A 20179-nucleotide genomic window follows, 5' to 3' on the forward strand; every position below is an offset into this window, starting at 1 on the left:
GCTCGGCGCAAAGAAAGGCCCTGACCTCGATGGAGGTCGGGGCCTTTCCTCATAACCCACGGACCAGCAAGCGGGTCCGCTGCCTGGTCACTCGCTTGCCGGCGTGGCACCCCCACGAGTGAGGCTCCACCCGAACCTCGTCGCGATGACAGCTGACCCCCAGCCCAACAGTGCACCCACCATTGGAGCAGCGACGGCGGTGTAGATCGCCTCGTTGGAAACACCAACCGACACGGCGGAGTCACCGACGAAGGCGAAATCGGTTCGGGAGGCGAAGGACGCCCACTCGATCAGGCCGGAGACAACAATAATCAGGAACCCCAGCAGGAAGCCGAAGCCGGCCAGCAGAACGTGAAGTGCGCGCATCCGGTCAGTCTGCCTGTAACACCCACCCAGATAAAACCGACCTGCTGGTATGACACTTTCACGAATCGCTCAAACTACCGTAGTCGCCGCTGCCCTCTGCGCGAGTGCAGCCATCTGTTCCGCGACGTCAGCTTCCGCGGACGTAGTCGACGTCACGATCCTTCCGGGTCTCAGCAGCGGGCCGACGACGTCGTACGGAGCGGGCTGCACGTATCTGGTGGTTGCCAGGACAGCAGCGTTGAACGAGCCGAACGTCTCGATTGTCGACATGAACCGAGCGTCGACCATGTTCCCGCAGGAACTGATCTGGGACACCGTCAATCCCTACTTCACCTTGCCGGTCGTACTCGGCCACGCCGTCACGCTGTGGACTCCGACTGCACCGGGCGAACACTCTCTGATGGCCTACCAGACGTCCGCGGGCGGGCCGGTCACAACGGTCGATGTCAATCCGGCGACACCGATCGGTCCGGGGTGCGTCGTCGCACCCTGATCCGCTAGCCCTCCAAGAAGTCGACGAGCACCCGGTTGATTTCATCGGCGGGAACCATCGGAATGCTGTGATGCGAAGAAGCTTTCAGCACCTCGACACGCGCTGCGGGAACCCTCTCCCGCACTGACTTCGACACGGTTTCCGCATCATGCACCCGTCCGTCTTGTGCGAGGACCACCAGCAACTCGACATCCAGTGCGCTCAAGGCCTCCTTCGAAGGACGTCGAGGCACTACGAGATCGGGTCGCGGTAGATCCGAAGTGCCCACTTCCACAAGAGACAGCCAGTCGGAGTCGATACTCAACTCACCTGTCTCCCAATCCAACAGTCGCCGTCGGCGCGCTCGCGACGGGGAGAGCAACAGCGGAAGCGCACGCAGAAGGTAGCCCGCCTTCATGCCGGAGAAACTCGAATTAGGATCGAGCAGAACAAGTTTCCCGACACGATTCGGTCGATGCAGCGCAAAGGCCAACGCAATCATTGCGCCATAGGAATGTCCGATCACATCAACGGTGCCGGCCCCGGTGCAATCGACTATCGAGTCCATCCACTCGATCAGATCGTCGACGGACTTCATCGGATCACCATTCGGAACGCTCCGCCCGGCATCGCCCATGGTGTCGACAGCAAAGACACGCCGGGATTTCGACAGCGCCCCAACATTGTCGAACCACACCGTCGAAGTGGCACCTCCCCCGGACAGAAGGATCAACGGCCGCGAGTCTGCATGCCCACAGACGTTCACATGCGTGTTACCGAACCGCCCCGCGAGATCCACACCCAGCGGTTTCTGCGGCCATTTGGTCAGTACAGCGTCGTATGCGCGATTGAAGTCCATCCCCCACCCCCATTTCTCTCGATTATCGAGATAGTAGACAATCGAGAGACAACACACCAGGGCTGGAGGCATCCTTGAGCGTCGGCGATGCAGAAGACGAAGCGATGGCGATCGTCCACTCGCTTCGCGCACTGACCGTCGACTTGAACGTGGCGGTTTCCGGCTTTGCGAACAAGTACAAAATGCACTCCACCGACGTGCGCGCGTTGATCTGCCTTCTCGATGCCGAGCGCTCGAACACATCGGCGACGCCAGGTTGGTTGGGCTCACAGCTCGGGATCAACTCGGCGTCGGTGACTGCACTGGTCGACCGGATGGTCAAAGCGGGGCACGTAGCTCGGGAGCGGGACTCAGCAGACCGTCGACGGGTGCTCTTGCAGGTCACACCATCGGCGGTCACTCTGGGCGAGAGCTTCTTCGGCCCCCTCATTTCACGCGCTGCGAGCACCGTCGGGAATTACACCGCCACAGAGCGAGCCACCATCGAGAGTTTCATCGCCGCGATGCGAGCGGACGTGGAGCGGACTCGAGTCGATAGGGAGCCCTCCCGGTGACTCGCATACTTCCCGCGGGAGAACGCGCATTGCTCGTGGACTTCGATTCCGAAGCTGGCGTTCTCGCGTTCACCGAAGCACTGACGCGTAACACCCCGGTCGGGGTCGAAGACTTCCTCCCCGCAGCTCGCACGGTCCTGGTCACGTGCACCCCGGCGGCAGATCTCACGTACGTCCGAAAGCGCTTGAACGATCTCGAGCAGACCGATTCTGCCGCGACCACAGACGAGCATTTCGAGATGGATGCACTCACCATCGCCGTCAGGTACGACGGGCCCGACCTCGACGACGTCGCACAGTCACTTGGTATGAGCCGATCCGAGGTGGTTGCGGCCCACACCGGGGCAATGTGGCGTTGCGCCTTCATCGGATTCGCACCCGGCTTCGCCTACCTGACTTCAGGCGACACTCGGCTCGACGTTCCGCGTCGAACGCAATCACGAACCGCTGTGCCTGCCGGTTCCGTCGCCCTGGCCGCTGGATACAGCGCGGTCTACCCGCGTGCATCACCGGGTGGCTGGCAGATCATCGGGAGCACCGATGCCGTGATGTGGGATCTGAACGCCACACCACCGGCCACCGTTCAGCCCGGCAGACGCGTGCGCTTCGTGAACGAGGAACAACGATGAACGGCCTCGAGATACTCGACACCGGGCCGCTGAGCCTGATCCAGGACCTCGGACGGATAGGTCATCTTCGCTCGGGTGTCGGGGTTTCCGGTGCGGCAGACAGGCGATCTCTCAGGCTTGGCAATCGGCTCGTCGGCAACAACGAGGGCGCAGCCGGTGTCGAGGTCCTCCTGGGTGGGCTGAGTCTTCGGGCGCAGCAACCGACAACGATCGCGTTCACCGGTGCGCCTGCACAGGCCTACCGCGACGGCATTCCGGTCGGGCATTCGAGCGTGATCGATCTGCGGGCTGGGCAGACCGTCCGCCTGGACTACGCACCGAGTGGACTGCGGACGTATCTGACCGTCCGAGGCGGCATTGTGGTTCCCGAGATCCTGGGATCGCGCAGCACCGACACGATGTCCGGGATCGGTCCGGCGCCTCTCGAGCCTGGTGTTTTTCTCCCGATCGGGCCATCGCCGACCACGTTCTCAGCCGTCGACCTCGCACCGGTGCCGCCGATGGCAAACGAGACTCTCGCCATTCGAGTGGTGTTCGGTCCTCGCGCAGATCGATTCACCAACCCCGAAACACTCCTCCAGGGCCGATGGGCGATCTCGACCGACTCGGACCGAATCGGCGCACGCGTCGATCGCGTCGGCGCCGACGAACTACTTCGAAGAACAGACGACACCGAACTGCCCACCGAAGGCGTGGCACTCGGATCGATCCAGGTCCCACCCAGCGGCCAACCTGTCGTGTTCCTCGCCGATCACCCCATCACCGGCGGCTATCCGGTGGTGGGAGTGGTCGCGGACGCAGATATCGACCGACTCGGCCAAGCCCGCCCGGGTCAGCACATCCAGTTCGTCGGGGCCTGAGCACGCCGAGCGATGGCGTGTCGGACCCAGCCGTCACACTGATGTCGTGCGAGTTGTCCTGGTCCCCGGTAGTACGACGTCCACGGGAGCTGTGACGGCAACTGTCCTACGGACCGATCCCGCTGGAACGCCGCTCGCCGATCCCGTCGAATACCCCGACCTGATCGCAGCGGTACGCACCATCGAGGAAGCCGAGCACCCGCGGTGGGTGTGGCCGAGTACGGCGACCGTGTACCCACCTCTACTGCGGGCAGGCGTACGGGTTCAGCGGTGCCACGACATCTCCCTGACCCGCGCGATACTCGGAATGCGCGCCGGCAAACCGTCACCGCCCGCCGAGGAGTTCGACGACGATCGACTCGGACTCTTCGACACTGCACCCGTTCTCGATCCCCTCGCCGTCGTCACCGAATTCGCCGAGCAGCGCGCAACCATCGGCGCGGACGCTCGACTGGACTTGTTGATCGCAGCAGAATCGGCCGGCGCTCTCAGCGCCGCCGAGATGACGCACACGGGCCTTCCGTTCTCGACGCAGAAGCATCGCGAACTCCTCGAAGAACGGCTGGGGCCGCGGCCGACGGGATACGACCTCCCCGCTCGTATGCAGGAACTTGCCGCCCAGATCAGTGAGGTCTTCGGGCGCACCGTCAATCCTTCGTCTTCGGTGGAGATCACCGAGGCGTTCGGACGTCAGGGCATCGAACTACCGTCGACGCGCAAGTGGTTTCTGCAGGAAATCGATCATCCGGCTGTGCCGCTGCTCCTACGTCACCGCGAACTCGCCAAGCTGTACAGCACCAACGGTTGGCAGTGGATGGACAGTTGGGTGCGGGGCGATCGATTCCGCCCGATCTACGTTCCCGGTGGTGTCGTGTCCGGCAGGTGGGCGAGCCGGGGCGGCGGGGCCCTCCAGATTCCGAAGACCATGCGCTCGAGCGTCGTCGCCGATCCGGGCCACGTGTTCGTCGTCGCCGACGCCGGTCAGCTCGAACCCCGAATTCTGGCCGCCATGTCCGGCGACCGCCGCATGATGGCCGCCGCCGGCGACGACGATCTGTACGCACTTGTCGGTGCCGCAGCCTTCGGCGGTGATCGCGCAAAAGCCAAGGTCGCAATCCTCGGAGTCCTGTACGGGGCGACGGCGGGTGAAGCCAAAGCACTGCTCGTCTTGTTGCGGAAGCGATTCCCGGTCGCCGTCGAGTACGTCGAGCAAGCTGCCAAGGCAGGTGAGCGCGGCGAGGTGGTGAAGTCACTGCTCGGCCGGGCCTGTCCCCCACCGTCTCCCGACTTCTACTCCCACGGCGACGCTCACGCCCGCGGTCGTTTCACGCGCAACTTCGTCGTGCAGGCGACTGCGTCCGAGTGGGCGCTGTGCCTCCTGGCCGACCTCAGGCGCCGCCTCGCCGAAGATCCGGACGGCGAGTTGGTCTTCTTCCAGCACGACGAGGTAGTCGTGCATACCCGCAACCCCGAAACCGGTACCGCGCACGTGCTGGCCGCAGCTGCTTCGGCAACTCGATTGTTGTTCGGCGACACAGTCGTCCGTTTTCCCATGGACGTCGCAGCCCGCGAGACATACGGCAAAGGCACTTCGTAGCGTCGTCAATTCCACGCCAAGTGGTTCCACCGCGCCCGTATTGCGTGTTCTACTGGAAAACGTTGCTTTGTTGGTGCTGGTCGACTGCGTTCGAGGAGAACCATGACCAAGCTGGACACAACTGACGCAGAACGGAACGAGCGCGGAGCCGTGAAGCGCCTTCGCGTGCCGATCTTCACCGTGATCGCCCTTGCGATCTTCGCCTTCGTCGCAGGCGGATTCGGCGGTTCTTTCCAGGGCAAACTCGCCGAGGTTCAAAAGAACGACAACGCCTCGTACCTCCCGAGTTCCGCCGAATCGACAATCGTCAGCAACCAATCCGCGAACTTCCTCGCAGTCGAGACGATCCCTGGATTTGTTCTGTTCCATAGAGATTCGGCCCTCACCGAGGCGGACAAATCTGCAATCAACTCGGCCTACGGCGCCATTGCCGGCATCTCCGGGGTAGACGCCGACGGTATGCAGCCCACTCAGTACTCCGCCGACGGCACAACTGCGTCGATCTTCGTGCCACTCGTCGCCAAGGACGGAGACACATCCGTGGCAGGCGATGTCCTGGCGACCACCGAGCAGAACGTCATCGACGCCGCAAAACAAGCAGCTGGTGATGTCGAGGTACTCCCAGCCGGGCCAGGTGGGCTACTCGTTGCGTTCATCGACGCCTTTGCCGGTCTGGACGGAGCGCTCCTTGGCGCGGCACTCCTGGTCGTGATCCTCATCCTGCTTGTCGTGTACCGATCGCCGGTGTTGTGGTTCTTCCCGCTGTTCTCCGCGCTCCTCGCCATCGGTTTGTCGTCGATGGTGATCTATTTTCTCGCGAAAGCCGAATTACTCACTCTGACCGGACAGTCTCAAGGCATCCTTTTCGTGTTGGTGATCGGGGCCGGTACCGACTACGCCCTACTCTTGATCTCTCGCTATCGCGAAGAATTGCACACGTATCCCAACCGCTTCGACGCGATGATCAAGGCCTGGCGCGAGTCTGCGCCGGCCATCACCGCTTCGGCTGTCACCGTGATTCTCGGTCTGCTTTGCCTGACGTTCTCTCAACTCAACTCCAACAAGAGCCTCGGACCCGTCGCCGCCATCGGGATCGCCTGCACCTATCTGGTGATGATGACGTTCATGCCGGTCGCTCTGGCCGCCACCGGACGGTGGGTCTTCTGGCCGCGCAAGCCCAAGGTCGATCACGGCGCAGACCTTACGACGCACGGGATATGGGGCAAGATCGCCGAGGCCGTCGGTAGCAAGGACCGCCCACTGTGGATCGGCGCCACAGTGTTGTTGATCATCCTGTTCGCGGCCGGGATCGGCAGTCTCAAAACCGATGGCCTGACATCCACCGAAAGCTTCACCAATCGTCCCGACGCCGTTGTCGGACAAGAACTCTACGACTCGAAGTTCGATCCCGGAGCCGGCGCACCGGCCGTGATCACCGCAAACGCCGACCAGGCCGACGCCGTCATCAAAGCAGCCAGCGGCGTCGAAGGTATCTCGCAGGATCCCGGCGCCGTCTGCACCCAGGTGGACGTCGCGAAGGTCAGCGATTTGATCAAGACCAACCCCGCTGCCGTCGCACAAGCCGCCGCTGCGGGTTGCGCCCCTGCGGCTTTCACCGTTGCACCGATCGACGGCCGAACCATGATCAATGCAACCCTCGCCGACTCCTACGATTCGCCGCAGGCACTCGAAACTGTCAAGCGACTGCGGACTGCCGTCCACGACGTGCCCGGCGCCGACGCGCTCGTCGGCGGCAGCACGGCCACCACCCTTGATGTCCAGGCGGCCTCGGTCCGCGACAGAAACCTGATCATCCCGATCGTGCTGGTGGTGATCTTCCTGGTTCTGGCCGCTTTGCTCCGTGCTCTGCTGATCCCGGTGATTCTCATTGTCACCGTGGTGCTTTCCTTCGCGGCGACCCTCGGTGTGAGCGGATTCTTCTTCACACACGTATTCGGGTTCGCCGGGGCGGATCAATCGTTCCCGCTGTTCGCCTTCGTCTTCCTCGTCGCGCTGGGTATCGACTACAACATCTTCCTGATGACCAGAGTCCGGGAGGAGACCGGAGAATTCGGCACCCGTGCAGGTGTACTGCGCGGTCTTGCGGTGACGGGCGGCGTGATCACGTCAGCCGGAATCGTCTTGGCCGCAACGTTTGCCGTACTGGGAATCCTGCCACTGGTCTTCCTCGCCGAGATCGGATTTGCCGTGGCCTTCGGCGTGCTGCTCGATACGATCATCGTGCGCAGCGTCCTGGTGCCGGCACTCTCTCACGACATCGGGAAACGTATTTGGTGGCCGTCCGAACTGGCCCGCGCGAAAGACTGACCGACTACAGAAACGCTTCCTTGGTCCACAGATGAAAGAGCGCGTAGGCTCGCCAGGGTCGCCAGCGCTCGGACAACGCTGTGGCTTCTTTGGCCGTCGAGACCCCCAGCGCACGTTTCAACACCAGATCATCGGGTACGAAGGCGTCGCGATCACCGAGAATCCGGACGGTGAGATAGTCAGCGGTCCACGGTCCGATTCCCTTTAGCGCCAACAGCTCTCGACGAAATTGGACAGGATCCGCATTCCAGGAGAGATCGAGGCCGTTCGCTGCCGCAGTTGCCAGCGTGTGCACTGTTCCTGCGCGCGCTGTGGTCAATCCGACGGCTTTCTGTATGCCCTCGGTTGATTGCGCTGCAACCATGTCCGGATCAGGGAAGGCAAGAAAATCCCCTTGCACCGGCGCTCCGAATGCGCTGACAAAACGACCACCGAACGTCCTCGCCGCGCCGAGCGAAACCTGTTGTCCCAGAACGGTGAGCACTGCGGTCTCGAACCCGTCCACCGAACCGAGCACACGCAATCCTGGACGGGCGGCAACAAGTGGGGCCAACAACTCATCACTACCGAACGCCGCTTCGACAGCAGTGTGATCGGCGTCGAGGTCGAGCCAACGGCGCACGATCACCTCCAGAACTGCGGAATCCGTTACCGGCACATCGGAATCCACGACGACACCGTCGTCGGTCCACGACACCGACACGACAACGGGTCCGGAAGGCAACGGTACGACTCTGGTGTGAACACCGTCGTCGTGACGCTCGAGGCCTGCGACGCAGTGAGCCCGCAGGGCACCGGTGAGCGGTTCGACTGCATAGGGCGCCTGAAAGCGCAGCGTCACTGCGCTCACCGGCCGGCTTCCAGATCCAGCAGAATCGCTTTCAGTTCGGGGCCACCCGCGTACTGCCCGAGGCTGCCGTCGCTGCGCACCACCCGGTGACACGGGACCACCAACGGCAGCGGGTTCTTTGCGCATGCGGTCCCGACGGCACGCACCGCACGCGGGCTTCCCGACGCTGCTGCGACCACCGAATAGCTTGCAGTGTGGCCGTATTCGATCTCGGGAAGATGACGCAACACTTCGCGTCGAAACCCTTTCGCGAGTTGGAAATCCAAGCGCAGATCGAATTCTCGACGCGCACCGGCAAAGTACTCGTCCAACTCGCGAGCGACAGTGTCCAGCCTGCGCGGGTAATGAAGCACACGAGGGCTGACGGTGTCCGCCAATCGTTCCAGAACGAGGTCGTGCCCTTCGACGGCAAAGGCAACCCGCACCAGGCCGACATCAGTTGCCGCCAGCAGCAGCTTTCCGACCGGCGAATCGACGGTTCGATATGCCACGTCGATCAATTCGGCTTCGGACGCCTGCGCAGCCAGGCGCGCCCGTAGGCGGATCATGGCGTCGGCGTCAACGGCTGGAAGTGCCTCGAACACATCGTTACTCATGAGTGACTCCCTTCCGCAGCGGTAGCGGACAAGTAGGTTCTTCGTAGGGTGGCGATACCGTCGGCACCCGCGCGTCTGGCGGCTGCCGGCGTGTTGCCGAGGATGTCCGCGATCTCTGCGTACGGCAGCCCACCCAGAAAGTGATAGGCGACCGCCGCACGTTGTTTGAGTGGTAGTTGTTCGAGTGCGTCCCAGAGTTCGTGATCCCACGTGCCCGGCACGCCGATTCGCGTCGGCAATTCCGGAACGTCGTCTGTCGGCACGGCCACGCGGGCACGCACTCGGGTGATGTCGATCGCCTTGCGGTGCGCGATGGTGACCAGCCAGGCTTCGATGTTCGCGTCCGGGTTCAGATCCGGGTATGCCCGCATCGCCGCGATGAACGTCTCGGACCACGCGTCCTCGGCGTCGACGGGCCCGACCACCGCGCGGCAGACACGGAGGACCACTGCACCGTATTCGGTCACGACGTCTTCGAACGGTTTGAGTGTCACGACCGGTAGACGTTCCCGATCACCGAATTGTGAGCCGAGCGCATCAGAAGAGGACATCCGATTCGCCGCCGTGCTCGCGGTCGAGCAGGAACCGCTTACGTTCGAGGCCGCCGGCGAAACCGGTCAGACTTCCGTCGCTACCGACCACGCGATGACAGGGAACGATGATGCTGATCGGATTCTTGCCGTTTGCCGCGGCGGCGGCACGGATCGCAAGCGGGTTACCCAAAGTTTGCGCGAGCTCCATGTAGGTCCAGGTTTCGCCGTACGGGATCGTTCGCAAGGTGTCCCACACCCGCTTCTGGAACTCGGTACCCACGGGCGCCAGCGGCACGGAGAACTCCGTGCGATCACCCTCGAAGTACTCGGTGAGCTGCGATTCGACTTCACCGAAGACCGCCGAGGAACGATCACCGAACGTGGACTCGTCCGGCTTGTGGCGATGCTCCGCCATGTACAGCCCGCAGAGGTCGTCACCTGCTGCTACCAGCGTCAACGCTCCGATCGGCGAGTCGATCACAGTGTGCGTACGGATAGCCGTCATGTCTCGATCCTTCCAGGTTGCGCGGTGCGGCAGGCAGCGGGTGAATTGATTGTCCGCGCCGGCACCGACACCTCGAAGACGCCGCGGGCCTCGTGAATGTGAGATTTACCTGTACTTTGACGTCACATCAGGCAGTATCGAGGGATGGCTCTAGTTTTGCCCGGCAGCTCCACCGTCGTCCGCTCCGTCGGCGACGTGGTGCACTGGTCCCTGTCCACGGTCGCTTTTGCGGTCACCCTGCCCACTCGACTCGAGGCGCTCCTCTTCTCGGTCGAGAGGTTGGTGGCGCGCATCAACCAGATCGCCGACAACGCCGACCGCGTCGTCATCGGAGCTGCCGCCGTGACCGTTCGCGCTGAGACACTGGTCGAGGCCGTCGAGCAGACGTCGGACATCGCGGGTCAACTCCTCGAGATCTACGAGCCCATCGCCCTACAGCTCGCGCCGCTGGCCGCCAGGTTCGCCGACGACCTTTCCGAGGCAGAGGTCAGCGCCGCGATCAAGCTGATCGACCAACTACCGGAGCTCACCGACCGGGTGGCCGCGGTGTTGCCCATCCTCGGAACCTTGGACTCCGTCTCGCCCGAGATCCACGAACTCCTCGGAGTGGTCAAGGACCTGCGGCAGGCGATCGTCGGGGTGCCTGGCTTTCACTTCTTTCGCAAGCGGGGCGAAGCCAAGCTGGATTGAAATTTCAGGCGGAGTAGCCGTTGGTCCCGGCCCGCGCCATGACGACCTTCGGAACGACCGCTCGAGACGAGAGCTTGAGCAGACCGTCCACCAACTCCACGATGTCGTCGACCTTGATCATGGTGTCCGGTGTGATCCGATCGTGTGTCCATGCCGACATGTCGGTGTCGACGTAACCGGGAGCGATGGCCGTCGCACTGACGCCGTTTCCGGATTCCTCGGCGTTGAGTGCCTCGACCATCGAAATCAGCGCAGCTTTGGTGGCTCCGTAGACGGCCAGGCCGCTCTCGGCATACACACCGGCCATCGAGGCGAGAGCGATCACCTTCGCTCCGCCGGCAAGGTCCGCGTCCGCCGCTGTACGCAGGAGCGGCAGCGACGCTTGCAGTAGTGCAAACGGTGTTCGGAGATTGACGGCAACGGTCTTGTCGAAACGTCGCATCGGGTAATCCGCCACTCGCCCACTGGTTCCCACTCCGGCGTTGAGGACGAGAGCCCTCATGGAGCCGAATCGCTCATTGTGTGTGGCGACGAGTGCTGCGGCGAAGTTCTCGTCCGCCATGTCGCCGGCCGAGACGACGACGTCCGGCGATCCGGCGCGGGTAAGTTCTTCGGCGACAACGGCGAGCCGCTCGGTATCACGCGCCGTGATGGTCAGCCCGTACCCTTGCGAAGCCAAGCGTGTTGCGATGCCGAGCCCGATTCCCTTGGAGGCGCCGGTGACCAGTGCTGATCGAGTCATTCGAATTTCCCTTGCAGTGCGTTGAGTCCGGCCGAGATCAGTTCCGGCACAGAAGATCCAGCCTTGTCGAATCCCCCGCCGACGGTGGCTCCTGCTCGGAATCGGTGATCGATGCCCTGCGCCACGACGGCGAGTTTGAAGAACCCGAGCGCCATGTAGAAGTTCCAATGCGCCAGTTCACGACCCGAAACGGACGAATACCGTTGCGCCAGATCGACAACGGACGGTAGCGACGGGCTCGTCCACGCAGCAGGCTCACCCAGAACCAGATCCAGCGCGGGATGCCGATAGACGCACATCATCGCGATGTCCGCCAGCGGATCTCCCAGCGTCGACAGTTCCCAGTCCACCACTGCGGCAACCTTGGTGACGTCGTTCGCCGCGAGAATCGTGTTGTCGATCCGGTAGTCGCCGTGCACGATCGACGAGGCTGATTCCGCCGGAATCAATTCCGCGAGGCTCGACGCCAACCTGTCCACGTCGGCCGAGTCCTCGGTCTTGACGCGTGACCATTGACCGGCCCACAACTTCACCTGGCGGGCTACGTAACCGTCGGGTCTGCCGAGTTCGCCGAGACCCACTGCGGTGTAGTCGACGTCGTGCAGTGCAGCGAGAACACGCACCAACTCGTCGGTGCACTGCGTGACCTGCGCTGCCGGAACAGCTTCCAACTCGGTTTTGGTTCGGATCACTTGACCGGTGACGAACTCGACCACCGTGAACGACGCACCCATCACCGAGGCGTCCTCGCACAGCACGACGGTCGGCGCGACCGGCACGGCGGTGTTCTGCAACGCCGAGGTGATTCGGAACTCGCGCGCAACATCGTGCGCCGACGGCGTGAGGCCGGCCGTGGGTGGACGACGGAGAATCCACTTCGAGTTGTCGTCGAAGATTCCGTAGGTGAGATTGGATTTGCCGCCTGAAATCAGTTCGGCTCGCAACTCTCCGCTCACCTCGACGCCAGCGGCTTGCAGATACTTGTGGAGCGCCGCGAGATCGAGTCCTGGAAAGTCCGTCACTTCGACTCCTCCCGAGCAGCGCGCTTCGCAGCTCCGACAACACGTTTCGCAATTGCCCAGCGATGAACCTCGGACGGGCCGTCGTAGACGCGGAAGGGACGCACTTCGCGGGACAAGCGTGCCAGCGGCAGATCGCCGGACACGCCCATTCCGCCACACATCTGAATGGAGCGGTCTACGATCCGGAAGATCGCCTCGGCAGCGTAGGTCTTGGCGATGGACGTCGCGTTGCTCGCGTGCCCGCCCTGATCGAGTTCGAAGCAGGCCTGCACCAGAAGTGCACGGCTGGCTGCGATGTCGATCTCGTTGTCGGCGACCATCTTCTGGATCATTCCGAGATCACCGAGTTTCGAGCCGAAGCCTTCTCGTTCGGCAACTCTGGCCACGGCGACGTCGTGGCCGCGGCGCGCTGCACCGAGCCAGCGCATCACGTGCGTCATGCGGGCGGGACCGAGGCGAACCTGCGCGTAGGCGAAACCTTGATCGACCTCACCGAGAACGGCCTCGTCGGGTACGAAGAGATCCTCGAACGTGACCTCGCAGTGCCCACCGATCATGGCCTTGTCGAGGGTGTCGATGTGTCGACCCACTACCAGGCCGGGAGTGTCCGTCGGCGCCAAGAACATGGTCGCTCCGCCGCGCTGCCCGGGCTCGCCGGACGTGCGCGCCATGATGATGAAGAACCCGGCGCCGTCGGCGCCGGTGATGAACCATTTCTTACCGTTGATCTTCCAGCCACCGGGGACTTTTTCGGCGCGGGTGTTCAAAGCCGAGGGATCGGATCCCGCTCCGGGCGCGGGTTCGGTCATGGCGAATGCCGACCGCATGTCCCCGCTTGCGAGCGGCGCGAGGAACTGCTGCTTCTGTGCTTCGTTCGCCACGTGGGCCAGCATGTGAACGTTGCCCTCGTCCGGCGCCGCGATGTTGAGCGCCGTCGGCCCGAAGAGGGAGTAGCCGGCTTCCTCGAAGACCGGCGCGCGATCACTCATGTTGAGTCCGTGTCCGCCGTACTCGATCGGCGCATGCGGGGCGAAGACACCGGCTTCTTTTGCTGCCGACTGCATCTCGATGCGGATTGCATCGCCACCCGCTACAGCGATGTCACCGGCGTGTTCGTCTTCGATGGGGAGCACTACGTTGCGCGTGAAGTCGCGCGTCTTCTCGATCAGCGCCACCACCTCGGGCGCGTACGTCAGATCGATTGCCACCAGCCACCTCCGAAAGAACATCCCGACCGAGCGATCGCTCGGTATCAGCACTCTCGCACACGCCGACGCGTCGGGTCAACAATCCTCGAGCATTGCCTCGCCCTGATCGAGCCGGCCGGCAACCACCATGTCGCGGTACAGATCGTCCTTGTCCATGAGCTCGTCATGGTTGCCGATGTTGCGGATCCGACCGTCTTCCATGACCACGATCCAGTCGGCGTCACGCACCGTCGAGAGCCGGTGAGCGATAGTCACCACGGCCCCGGTGCGCGCACGTTCGTTGATCGCGTCGACAATCGCGGCTTCGGTGAGCGTGTCGACCTGGGCAGTGGCTTCGTCGAGCAGAAGCAAAGCACTCGGCCGCAGAACTGCGCGCGCCATCGCGATCCGCTGACGTTGGCCGCCCGACAGCGAAGTGGCCGTCAGAGCGGTGTCGAGTCCGTTGGGCAGGGCCTCGATCGCGTCGTCGAGCCGGAGCAAGCGCAGAACGGCCTGGACTTCTTCGTCCGTCGCATCGGGATGGCTGAAGACGACGTTCTCCCGAATCGTTCCGGGCACCACCGGTGTCTCCTGCTCCACGTATGCGAGACTCTCGCGCACAGCGCGGTGATCGAGCGCGTCGTAACCGACTCCATGCAGGAGAACCTCACCCGATCGCGGTTCGACAAATCGCAGCACGGTCGAGAGCAAGGTCGTCTTTCCTGCACCCGACGGGCCGACGATGGCCATGTGCCCACGCGTCGGAATGACCAGCGAGACATCGCGCAACGCCGGCTGGTTCGATCCGTGGTAGCTCACGGTGACGTCGCGCAACTCGATCAGCGGCGCGGCAGCGTTGGTTTTCGCGACCACGTCCACGACCTCGTCGTACTGCTCGGTGGGCAACGACTGCATCTCGCGAATCCGGATAGCTGCCGCGATTCCCGACTGAACGGAGGTCACGTTCTGCGCAAGCTCCGACACCGGCCCCATCAGGGTGAAGGCGTAGAGCAGAAACGCGATGAGCGTCGAGACTGCCATTTCGCCGTCGGCGACTCGCCAGGCACCAAAGCCGAGGATGGCAATGATCGATCCTTGAATGGCGGTCCACGCGACAGTCCACGCGGTTGCCGACACTCGAACTGCCGTGATCGCATGCTTTTTCGCATCGGACGCATTGTTCGTCACCAGAGCGCCGACGCGATCCTCGGCGAGGGAAACCTTGACCGTCCGGATCGCACGCAAGCCACCCTCGAGTACGCCGCCGAGCTGACCGAGCGATTCCTGGGTTCGCGCTTCGGCTGCGGAAATCCGAGGCATCAGAACGGCAAAGAGTATGGAGGCGAACACGATTGCCACCATGGTGACGCCCAACAACGGCAGATCCAGTACGCCCATCAGTACAATCGTTCCGATGGTCAACGCGGCTGCGTTCAGAATATTCACCGCGGCCGACGACGCAGCCTCCCGCAGCAGCAAGGTGTCAGACGTGACCCGGGTGACCAATTCACCCACGGATCGCGATTGCAGCGAAGGTACGGTCGCCGCCAGGAATCGCTTCACCAGCGACGACCTGGCGTCGAAGACAACCTTCTCGGCGGCGGTTCCGAGAACGATCCACTGAGCACAACCGAGCACGGCACCGACGATCAGAAGGACGACGAGCGTGAGGATAGGTCCTTTCAGCGACGCACCGGTATCGAGGGTGTCGAGAACCCACTTGGTGACCATGGGCGTTGCCAGCGTCGCCGCGGAGCCGCACAGCGCCAGTACCAATCCGAGAAGGAGCGACGGCAGATGCGGTCGAGCGAACTCCGAGAGGACGCGGAGATTGCTCCATTTCGGTGCGGGCTGAGAAGCGTCGGATTCAAGCATGAATTTATGGAACACGAATGTTCCATAAAGGGCAAGAGAAATTCCGATTCGGAAACACTGGATACCGAAACCGGACACGGCTACGCTTCGGATTCGTGACAACGATCCACAGCGCACCAGAACAAAGCGCGACCCGCGAGCGCACACGGAAGGCCATCCTCGATGCTGCCGTTTCGGTGTTCGCATCCAAGCCTGCTGCGACCCTCAGCGAGATCGCTTCGGCCGCAAAGGTCGGCCGGACCACTTTGCACCGCTACTTTCCCGAACGGTCAGACCTGGTCGACGCAGTCGCGGCCGAGGCCACCCGCGCCGTCGGAGAGGCAGCAGCAGCAGCTCGACTCGGCGAGGGTACCGGAGCCGAAGCACTGGTTCGCCTGTGCCATGAATACTTCGAACTGGCCGACCTCTTGACGGTCCTGTTCTTCACTCCCGGTGTGTATCAAGAAGATTCGTTTGCCGAGTCCGCGTCGAACGACGACTCAGTCACCGATGCCATCGAGCGCGGACACTCCGACGGTTCCATCGACCCCGACATGGGTTCGGACTGGGTGCAGAACCTGCTGTGGTCACTGCTCTACACGTCGATGGACTACGTGAACCGCGGTTCCGGGACGCGACTACAAGCCTTGGATCTGACGGTTCGCAGCCTCCGCCGCGGAATCGCCCCCGATCCGGCGGTCTAGGTTGTCGGCTGCTTGAACAGCGGCACGCCGTTTGGTCACACCTAGTTTGCGGTAGATCGAGCGAATGTGAGTCTTCACAGTGGGATAGGCGATGCCGAGGTGCGCAGCGATCTCGTCTGCAGTCATCGTAGTTCGCAGAAAAGTGAGGATCTCTTTCTCACGTTCCGTCAGGACTCCGGCGAGCTTGGCAGAGAGCTGGCCCCGTTTTTCCAGAATCGTGCGTAGGAGCTCCTGGTGTCTCGACCCCTGTGTTGCGTGCGCGTTCAACAGATCGACGATTACCGGATCGCCGCTCAGAAATGGGGCGAGAATCCGCTCGGGGATTGCTTCCGCCAGCGCACGATCCAACTGCTCGTGCGCCTGCGGTCCACGCCCGGCGACGGAGCTCAGGGCGGCAGACGTGACAAGGGTGCTCACCAGCGCATATCGCGGCAGCGCGGCCGAGGTTGCCAAGCGAAGCGCTTGAGCCGACGGTTCCGGATCCCCCATGACTCGGTAGAGCTCCGCGAGAAGCGCGTGAGCGACCGCAGCACCTGTTCTGGTCAGCGTGGGCATTGCGATGCGGCGAGCTTGCTCGTCCTGTCCTTGAGCGTGGGCGAGCCAGGCCGTGGTGACGCGCCGCAGCGTATCCCAAGGAATGCCGTGCTTGTCCGCAGTGCTCACGCCTCGCAGCAGACGAGCGGCGTTGTGGTACCGGTCTTCCCGGTTCAGTGCGATCAGGCTCATCACCAGGTACAGACGGGCGAGCGCCTCGAAGTTGGTTCCGGGACTGCCCTCCTCGATGATCGAGTCGAACTGAGCGATCGCCTCCTCGAAGTCACCACGCCAGTAGGCGATGCACCCTCGATTCGACTGTGGGAGACCGCCTTCGAAGCGTTCCCAGTCGGACGCCACCTCTCGAGCAGGAAGGCCGTCGAGGATCTGTTCGGCTTCGGTGAATATCCCTGCGTGGGTGAGCGCGAAAGCCAAATTGGATTGTGCGAGACGCAACGTCTCCGTACGCGACTGCAACTGCGCCTCGTCGCCGGCGGAGCGAAGTAGCGCGATGGCACGAGGAAGGTCACGACGAAGCCTGACCTCGGTCCATCCGAGGAGGAAAAGCGCGGACGGGTAATCGTCCTCGGGCTCGCACTGGGCGAGCGCGTGACGCGCGCGATCGGCGATGACGGCCTTGGTCGAGGTGTCCGGAGCGAGCAGCAGGTCGGTGAAGCAGACGACAAAATCGTCGGACGCCACCCGCAGACCCTGCCCGCGGAGAAACTCAGCGCCGTACGGATCACCGCTGAGATCGCGGCAGCACGCTCGTATCAGCAGGATGTGCGGATCGTGGGGATCGGGATGAGCAAGGCAGAGCTGCTCGAGTTCCCTGGTGTGAGATTCGAGAATCAAACGAAGCCAGTTTTTCCGCAGGACTCGTCGAGCCTGCTCCGCCTCACCAGAGGCGAGTGCGTCACGCACGGCTTCGATCATGTGTCGAAGATACTCGAGACGTTCGATGTCCGTGGAAATCCGGTCTCATCCGCTTCGGATTAGGCCGCGATCGAAGCCCGCCGATACCGGTGAGAATTGCCGGAATCAACCGAAATGCGTGAGTCAGCGGAATACCGTGTGCACAGGCCTTACACGAAACGGATAAGACACATGAGCTTCTGGGAAAGCCTCGGCTGGATGCTGTGGGCGACCGTCTTCATCGGATATCTCTTCGCGCTGTTCGCGATCATCGCCGACCTGTTCCGCGACCACAAGCTGAACGGCTGGTTGAAGGCCGTTTGGGTGTTCTTCCTGCTCTTCCTACCGATCCTGACCGCCCTCGTCTATCTCGTCGCCCGCGGCGAAGGGATGACGGAACGCAGCAACAAGGCCGCACGCGACGCCGAGAAGGCCGCCGAATCGTATATCCGCGAGGTCGCGGGGAAGAGCCCCAGCGAGGAGATCGCCGCAGCCGCAGCACTGCTCGAAGCCGGAGCGATCAGCGAGGACGAGTTCGCCGCACTCAAGCTGAAGGTCCTCTCGTGAGTGCCGCGCGTTTCGGCCCCGTCGACTTCTACCTTCTCGGCCTGCCTGGACAGAGCCTCGACCCGGCCGCACTCTCCGCGCTGACCGACCTCACCGACACCGGCCTGGTACGACTACTCGACCTGATCGTCATCTCCAAGTCCGAGGACGGTGAACTCGTCCTCGTCGAGGTCGAGGAGTTGCCGAACGGCTTCGAGATCAACGTCGAGATGCTCGGCGCGTCCGGTCTGCTCGGGCATGAGGACATCACCGAACTCGCGGCAGCCATTCCCACCGGTGCCACAGCGCTGCTGGTCGCGCTCGAGCTGGTCTATCAGCGCGAACTCGCCGCCCGCACCGCTGCGTCAGGCGCGGTGCTACTGGGTTACGAGCGGATACCCGCACCCGTCGTCAATGCCCTCATGGACACGATCATCCCGAAATTGGAGGTCTGACATGCCGTACATCCCGAGACGAGGCCGCCCCGGACTACTGGGCCTCGCCGCCCGCACCGCGGTCGTCACCGGTACTGCGACCGCCGTCAGCGACGGTATGGCCACCCGCCGGCAAAGGAGAGCTCAGACCGACTACGAGCAGGCGCAGTACGAATTCGCCCAGCAGCATGCCGCACTCCCGATGCCCACACCCGCACCCGCGGCCCCGGTCGATCTCGTCGCCGAGTTGCAGAAACTCGGCGACCTCAAATCACAAGGCCTGCTGAGTGAGGCCGAGTTCCAAGCCGCCAAAGCGCGACTGCTCGGCTGATTCACCCCGACAGTGGCGAGGGATTCCCGCGCCCGCTTCCGTACCCGACACCGAATGGAACCCGCTATGTCCACGATCGCCGTCAACGTCCTGAACTTCAATCGGGCAGAATCCGATCTCATGTTCGCTCGCCTGGCCGCGGGCGTCGGCCTGGGCACGTGGAACCACACTCGTGATCTCGGGTCACTCGACAACCAGCCGATCATCCGCCAGAACCGCGACACTCTGTACAGCAGCGCGATCATCGACGTGCGCGAGAACGTCACGATCACGGTGCCCGATACCGGCAAGCGCTACATCTCCGTGTGGGTGGTCAGTCAAGATCACTTCGGTCCCGTCATCCTGCGCGATCCGGGAGAGCACCTGCTCACGCGCGAATTGGTCGGAACCGACTACGCCGCACTGATCGTGCGCATCCTCGTCGATCCGAACAGCCCCGAAGACGTCGCCGAGGTGAACCGGTTGCAAGACGCCCTCAACATCGACGGCGGCGGAACGGGAGAGTTCCCGTTGCCCGACTACGACGAGCAATCGCAGACCGAGACCCGCGACGCACTCCTCGCACTCGCGCGTGGCATCACCACGTACGACCATTCATTCGGTACCGCTGCGGAAGTCGATCCGATCAGGCACCTGCTCGGTACCGCATCCGGCTGGGGTGGCCTTCCCGAGTACGAGGCCACCTACGTCAACTTCGACGAACGTCTCCCGGTCGGGGAATACCGTCTCCGCCTGAACGATGTTCCCGTGGATGCGTTCTGGTCGGTCTCGCTGTACAACGCGGCCGGATACTTCGAAGAGAACGCTCTGGGCGTCAACAGCATCAACAGCCTCACGGCCACCCCAGACTCCGACGGCAGCACCACCATTCGCTTCGGGGTCCATCTCGACGGCGTCGCGAACGCACTGCCCATCATGCCCGGTTGGAACTACGTACTGCGCCTGTACCGCCCCCGTCCCTCCGTGCTCGACGGCACCTGGACGGCGCCTCGTCCCGAAGCCCTGCAGCAAAGCATTCCCCACGCACACACCACTCTCGGGTGACTCGACCTGATCACGGAGGTACAAGCC

The 20179-nt window shown here is 63.1% G+C and carries 23 protein-coding genes; 12 read left to right on the plus strand and 11 right to left on the minus strand.

Translation table 11 applies throughout. The annotated features are described in order from the left end of the window. Window positions 1-87: 87 nt before the first annotated feature. Complete coding sequence (locus A0W34_RS25205) at window positions 88-366, minus strand: hypothetical protein (RefSeq protein ID WP_081558455.1); 279 nt, start codon at window positions 364-366, stop codon at window positions 88-90. A gap of 49 nt (window positions 367-415) precedes the next feature. Between A0W34_RS25205 and A0W34_RS25210 the strand changes: the two genes are divergently transcribed. Next, window positions 416-859, plus strand: a complete 444-nt coding sequence (locus tag A0W34_RS25210; protein ID WP_081558456.1) for a hypothetical protein — start codon at window positions 416-418, stop codon at window positions 857-859. Window positions 860-863: 4 nt separating this feature from the next. On the opposite strand, the gene A0W34_RS25215 is transcribed toward A0W34_RS25210, so the two are convergent. Continuing rightward, on the minus strand, window positions 864-1697 hold the full coding sequence (locus tag A0W34_RS25215) for an alpha/beta fold hydrolase (protein WP_058037625.1): 834 nt from the start codon (window positions 1695-1697) through the stop codon (window positions 864-866). Between the two features lie 74 nt (window positions 1698-1771). Here A0W34_RS25215 and A0W34_RS25220 point away from each other — a divergent pair, with 74 nt between their 5' ends. The 5 genes from A0W34_RS25220 to A0W34_RS25240 all read left to right on the plus strand — a co-directional run bounded on the left by A0W34_RS25220 (window position 1772) and on the right by A0W34_RS25240 (window position 7665). Further along, window positions 1772-2251, plus strand: a complete 480-nt coding sequence (locus tag A0W34_RS25220) for a MarR family winged helix-turn-helix transcriptional regulator (RefSeq protein ID WP_081558457.1) — start codon at window positions 1772-1774, stop codon at window positions 2249-2251. Continuing rightward, window positions 2248-2880 (plus strand): 5-oxoprolinase subunit B family protein, encoded by a 633-nt coding sequence (locus A0W34_RS25225; RefSeq protein WP_058037624.1) that lies wholly within the window; start codon window positions 2248-2250, stop codon window positions 2878-2880. The genes A0W34_RS25220 and A0W34_RS25225 overlap by 4 nt, the downstream gene beginning before the upstream one ends. Next, window positions 2877-3740: a biotin-dependent carboxyltransferase family protein gene (locus tag A0W34_RS25230; protein WP_081558458.1), complete on the plus strand. Its 864-nt coding sequence runs from the start codon at window positions 2877-2879 to the stop codon at window positions 3738-3740. The genes A0W34_RS25225 and A0W34_RS25230 overlap by 4 nt, the downstream gene beginning before the upstream one ends. A 46-nt stretch (window positions 3741-3786) precedes the next feature. Next, on the plus strand, window positions 3787-5337 hold the full coding sequence (locus tag A0W34_RS25235) for a bifunctional 3'-5' exonuclease/DNA polymerase (RefSeq protein WP_081558459.1): 1551 nt from the start codon (window positions 3787-3789) through the stop codon (window positions 5335-5337). Window positions 5338-5439: 102 nt separating this feature from the next. Then, window positions 5440-7665 (plus strand): MMPL family transporter, encoded by a 2226-nt coding sequence (locus A0W34_RS25240; RefSeq protein ID WP_081558460.1) that lies wholly within the window; start codon window positions 5440-5442, stop codon window positions 7663-7665. 4 nt (window positions 7666-7669) lie between these two features. Here the strand turns inward: A0W34_RS25240 and A0W34_RS25245 are convergent, their stop codons facing one another. The 4 genes from A0W34_RS25245 to A0W34_RS25260 are packed head-to-tail and all read right to left on the minus strand — an operon-like array spanning window position 7670 to window position 10149. Continuing rightward, the gene (locus A0W34_RS25245; RefSeq protein WP_063315743.1) at window positions 7670-8515 is read right to left on the minus strand and encodes a DNA-3-methyladenine glycosylase family protein; all 846 of its coding nucleotides are present in this window, start codon (window positions 8513-8515) and stop codon (window positions 7670-7672) included. Further along, window positions 8512-9111: a methylated-DNA--[protein]-cysteine S-methyltransferase gene (locus A0W34_RS25250; RefSeq protein WP_007729599.1), complete on the minus strand. Its 600-nt coding sequence runs from the start codon at window positions 9109-9111 to the stop codon at window positions 8512-8514. Before A0W34_RS25250 ends, A0W34_RS25245 begins: the two co-directional genes overlap by 4 nt. Next, the gene (locus tag A0W34_RS25255) at window positions 9108-9662 is read right to left on the minus strand and encodes an RNA polymerase sigma factor (protein ID WP_080961251.1); all 555 of its coding nucleotides are present in this window, start codon (window positions 9660-9662) and stop codon (window positions 9108-9110) included. The genes A0W34_RS25250 and A0W34_RS25255 overlap by 4 nt, the downstream gene beginning before the upstream one ends. Further along, a complete protein-coding gene (locus A0W34_RS25260) occupies window positions 9649-10149 on the minus strand; it encodes a methylated-DNA--[protein]-cysteine S-methyltransferase (RefSeq protein ID WP_003940613.1) in 501 nt (166 codons plus the stop codon). Before A0W34_RS25260 ends, A0W34_RS25255 begins: the two co-directional genes overlap by 14 nt. A gap of 144 nt (window positions 10150-10293) precedes the next feature. On the opposite strand from A0W34_RS25260, the gene A0W34_RS25265 reads away from it, so the two are divergent. After that, a complete protein-coding gene (locus A0W34_RS25265) occupies window positions 10294-10839 on the plus strand; it encodes a hypothetical protein (RefSeq protein WP_007729604.1) in 546 nt (181 codons plus the stop codon). A gap of 4 nt (window positions 10840-10843) precedes the next feature. Here the strand turns inward: A0W34_RS25265 and A0W34_RS25270 are convergent, their stop codons facing one another. From A0W34_RS25270 to A0W34_RS25285, 4 genes are all read right to left on the minus strand, one after another. Continuing rightward, the gene (locus A0W34_RS25270) at window positions 10844-11581 is read right to left on the minus strand and encodes an SDR family NAD(P)-dependent oxidoreductase (protein ID WP_030537223.1); all 738 of its coding nucleotides are present in this window, start codon (window positions 11579-11581) and stop codon (window positions 10844-10846) included. Next, on the minus strand, window positions 11578-12603 hold the full coding sequence (locus tag A0W34_RS25275) for a phosphotransferase family protein (RefSeq protein WP_007729609.1): 1026 nt from the start codon (window positions 12601-12603) through the stop codon (window positions 11578-11580). Before A0W34_RS25275 ends, A0W34_RS25270 begins: the two co-directional genes overlap by 4 nt. After that, window positions 12600-13811 (minus strand): acyl-CoA dehydrogenase family protein, encoded by a 1212-nt coding sequence (locus A0W34_RS25280; protein WP_003940162.1) that lies wholly within the window; start codon window positions 13809-13811, stop codon window positions 12600-12602. Before A0W34_RS25280 ends, A0W34_RS25275 begins: the two co-directional genes overlap by 4 nt. A 75-nt stretch (window positions 13812-13886) precedes the next feature. Next, window positions 13887-15665 carry an ABC transporter ATP-binding protein gene (locus A0W34_RS25285; RefSeq protein ID WP_007729612.1) on the minus strand — a complete coding sequence of 593 codons (1779 nt, stop codon included), beginning with the start codon at window positions 15663-15665 and terminating at the stop codon, window positions 13887-13889. A 95-nt stretch (window positions 15666-15760) separates the two neighbouring features. Here A0W34_RS25285 and A0W34_RS25290 point away from each other — a divergent pair, with 95 nt between their 5' ends. Next, window positions 15761-16348 carry a TetR/AcrR family transcriptional regulator gene (locus A0W34_RS25290; protein ID WP_030537226.1) on the plus strand — a complete coding sequence of 196 codons (588 nt, stop codon included), beginning with the start codon at window positions 15761-15763 and terminating at the stop codon, window positions 16346-16348. Here the strand turns inward: A0W34_RS25290 and A0W34_RS25295 are convergent. Further along, window positions 16283-17818 carry a helix-turn-helix transcriptional regulator gene (locus A0W34_RS25295; RefSeq protein ID WP_081558461.1) on the minus strand — a complete coding sequence of 512 codons (1536 nt, stop codon included), beginning with the start codon at window positions 17816-17818 and terminating at the stop codon, window positions 16283-16285. The two genes, A0W34_RS25290 and A0W34_RS25295, sit on opposite strands and share 66 nt — an antisense overlap. A 171-nt stretch (window positions 17819-17989) precedes the next feature. Here A0W34_RS25295 and A0W34_RS25300 point away from each other — a divergent pair, with 171 nt between their 5' ends. The 4 genes from A0W34_RS25300 (at window position 17990) to A0W34_RS25315 (ending at window position 20152) form a co-directional block, all read left to right on the plus strand. Then, window positions 17990-18364 carry a PLDc N-terminal domain-containing protein gene (locus tag A0W34_RS25300; RefSeq protein ID WP_007729621.1) on the plus strand — a complete coding sequence of 125 codons (375 nt, stop codon included), beginning with the start codon at window positions 17990-17992 and terminating at the stop codon, window positions 18362-18364. Then, window positions 18361-18798: a DUF6325 family protein gene (locus tag A0W34_RS25305; RefSeq protein ID WP_058037617.1), complete on the plus strand. Its 438-nt coding sequence runs from the start codon at window positions 18361-18363 to the stop codon at window positions 18796-18798. Before A0W34_RS25300 ends, A0W34_RS25305 begins: the two co-directional genes overlap by 4 nt. A 1-nt stretch (window position 18799) precedes the next feature. Beyond that, the gene (locus A0W34_RS25310) at window positions 18800-19108 is read left to right on the plus strand and encodes an SHOCT domain-containing protein (RefSeq protein WP_058037616.1); all 309 of its coding nucleotides are present in this window, start codon (window positions 18800-18802) and stop codon (window positions 19106-19108) included. A gap of 66 nt (window positions 19109-19174) precedes the next feature. Then, complete coding sequence (locus tag A0W34_RS25315) at window positions 19175-20152, plus strand: DUF1214 domain-containing protein (protein WP_081558462.1); 978 nt, start codon at window positions 19175-19177, stop codon at window positions 20150-20152. Window positions 20153-20179 lie beyond the last annotated feature (27 nt).

The sequence above is a fragment of the Rhodococcus sp. BH4 genome (genome assembly GCF_002079265.1).
In the GTDB taxonomy this organism is placed as follows: domain Bacteria; phylum Actinomycetota; class Actinomycetes; order Mycobacteriales; family Mycobacteriaceae; genus Rhodococcus_F; species Rhodococcus_F qingshengii.

Bases quoted from the DNA above. Each gene is read 5' to 3' on its own strand.
- A0W34_RS25205 (WP_081558455.1), bottom strand. From the start codon at position 366: ATGCGCGCACTTCACGTTCTGCTGGCCGGCTTCGGCTTCCTGCTGGGG.
- A0W34_RS25210 (WP_081558456.1), top strand. From the start codon at position 416: ATGACACTTTCACGAATCGCTCAAACTACCGTAGTCGCCGCTGCCCTC.
- A0W34_RS25215 (WP_058037625.1), bottom strand. From the start codon at position 1,697: ATGGACTTCAATCGCGCATACGACGCTGTACTGACCAAATGGCCGCAG.
- A0W34_RS25230 (WP_081558458.1), top strand. From the start codon at position 2,877: ATGAACGGCCTCGAGATACTCGACACCGGGCCGCTGAGCCTGATCCAG.
- A0W34_RS25240 (WP_081558460.1), top strand. From the start codon at position 5,440: ATGACCAAGCTGGACACAACTGACGCAGAACGGAACGAGCGCGGAGCC.
- A0W34_RS25250 (WP_007729599.1), bottom strand. From the start codon at position 9,111: ATGAGTAACGATGTGTTCGAGGCACTTCCAGCCGTTGACGCCGACGCC.
- A0W34_RS25255 (WP_080961251.1), bottom strand. From the start codon at position 9,662: ATGTCCTCTTCTGATGCGCTCGGCTCACAATTCGGTGATCGGGAACGT.
- A0W34_RS25260 (WP_003940613.1), bottom strand. From the start codon at position 10,149: ATGACGGCTATCCGTACGCACACTGTGATCGACTCGCCGATCGGAGCG.
- A0W34_RS25265 (WP_007729604.1), top strand. From the start codon at position 10,294: ATGGCTCTAGTTTTGCCCGGCAGCTCCACCGTCGTCCGCTCCGTCGGC.
- A0W34_RS25270 (WP_030537223.1), bottom strand. From the start codon at position 11,581: ATGACTCGATCAGCACTGGTCACCGGCGCCTCCAAGGGAATCGGGCTC.
- A0W34_RS25285 (WP_007729612.1), bottom strand. From the start codon at position 15,665: ATGCTTGAATCCGACGCTTCTCAGCCCGCACCGAAATGGAGCAATCTC.
- A0W34_RS25295 (WP_081558461.1), bottom strand. From the start codon at position 17,818: ATGATCGAAGCCGTGCGTGACGCACTCGCCTCTGGTGAGGCGGAGCAG.
- A0W34_RS25300 (WP_007729621.1), top strand. From the start codon at position 17,990: ATGAGCTTCTGGGAAAGCCTCGGCTGGATGCTGTGGGCGACCGTCTTC.
- A0W34_RS25310 (WP_058037616.1), top strand. From the start codon at position 18,800: ATGCCGTACATCCCGAGACGAGGCCGCCCCGGACTACTGGGCCTCGCC.
- A0W34_RS25315 (WP_081558462.1), top strand. From the start codon at position 19,175: ATGTCCACGATCGCCGTCAACGTCCTGAACTTCAATCGGGCAGAATCC.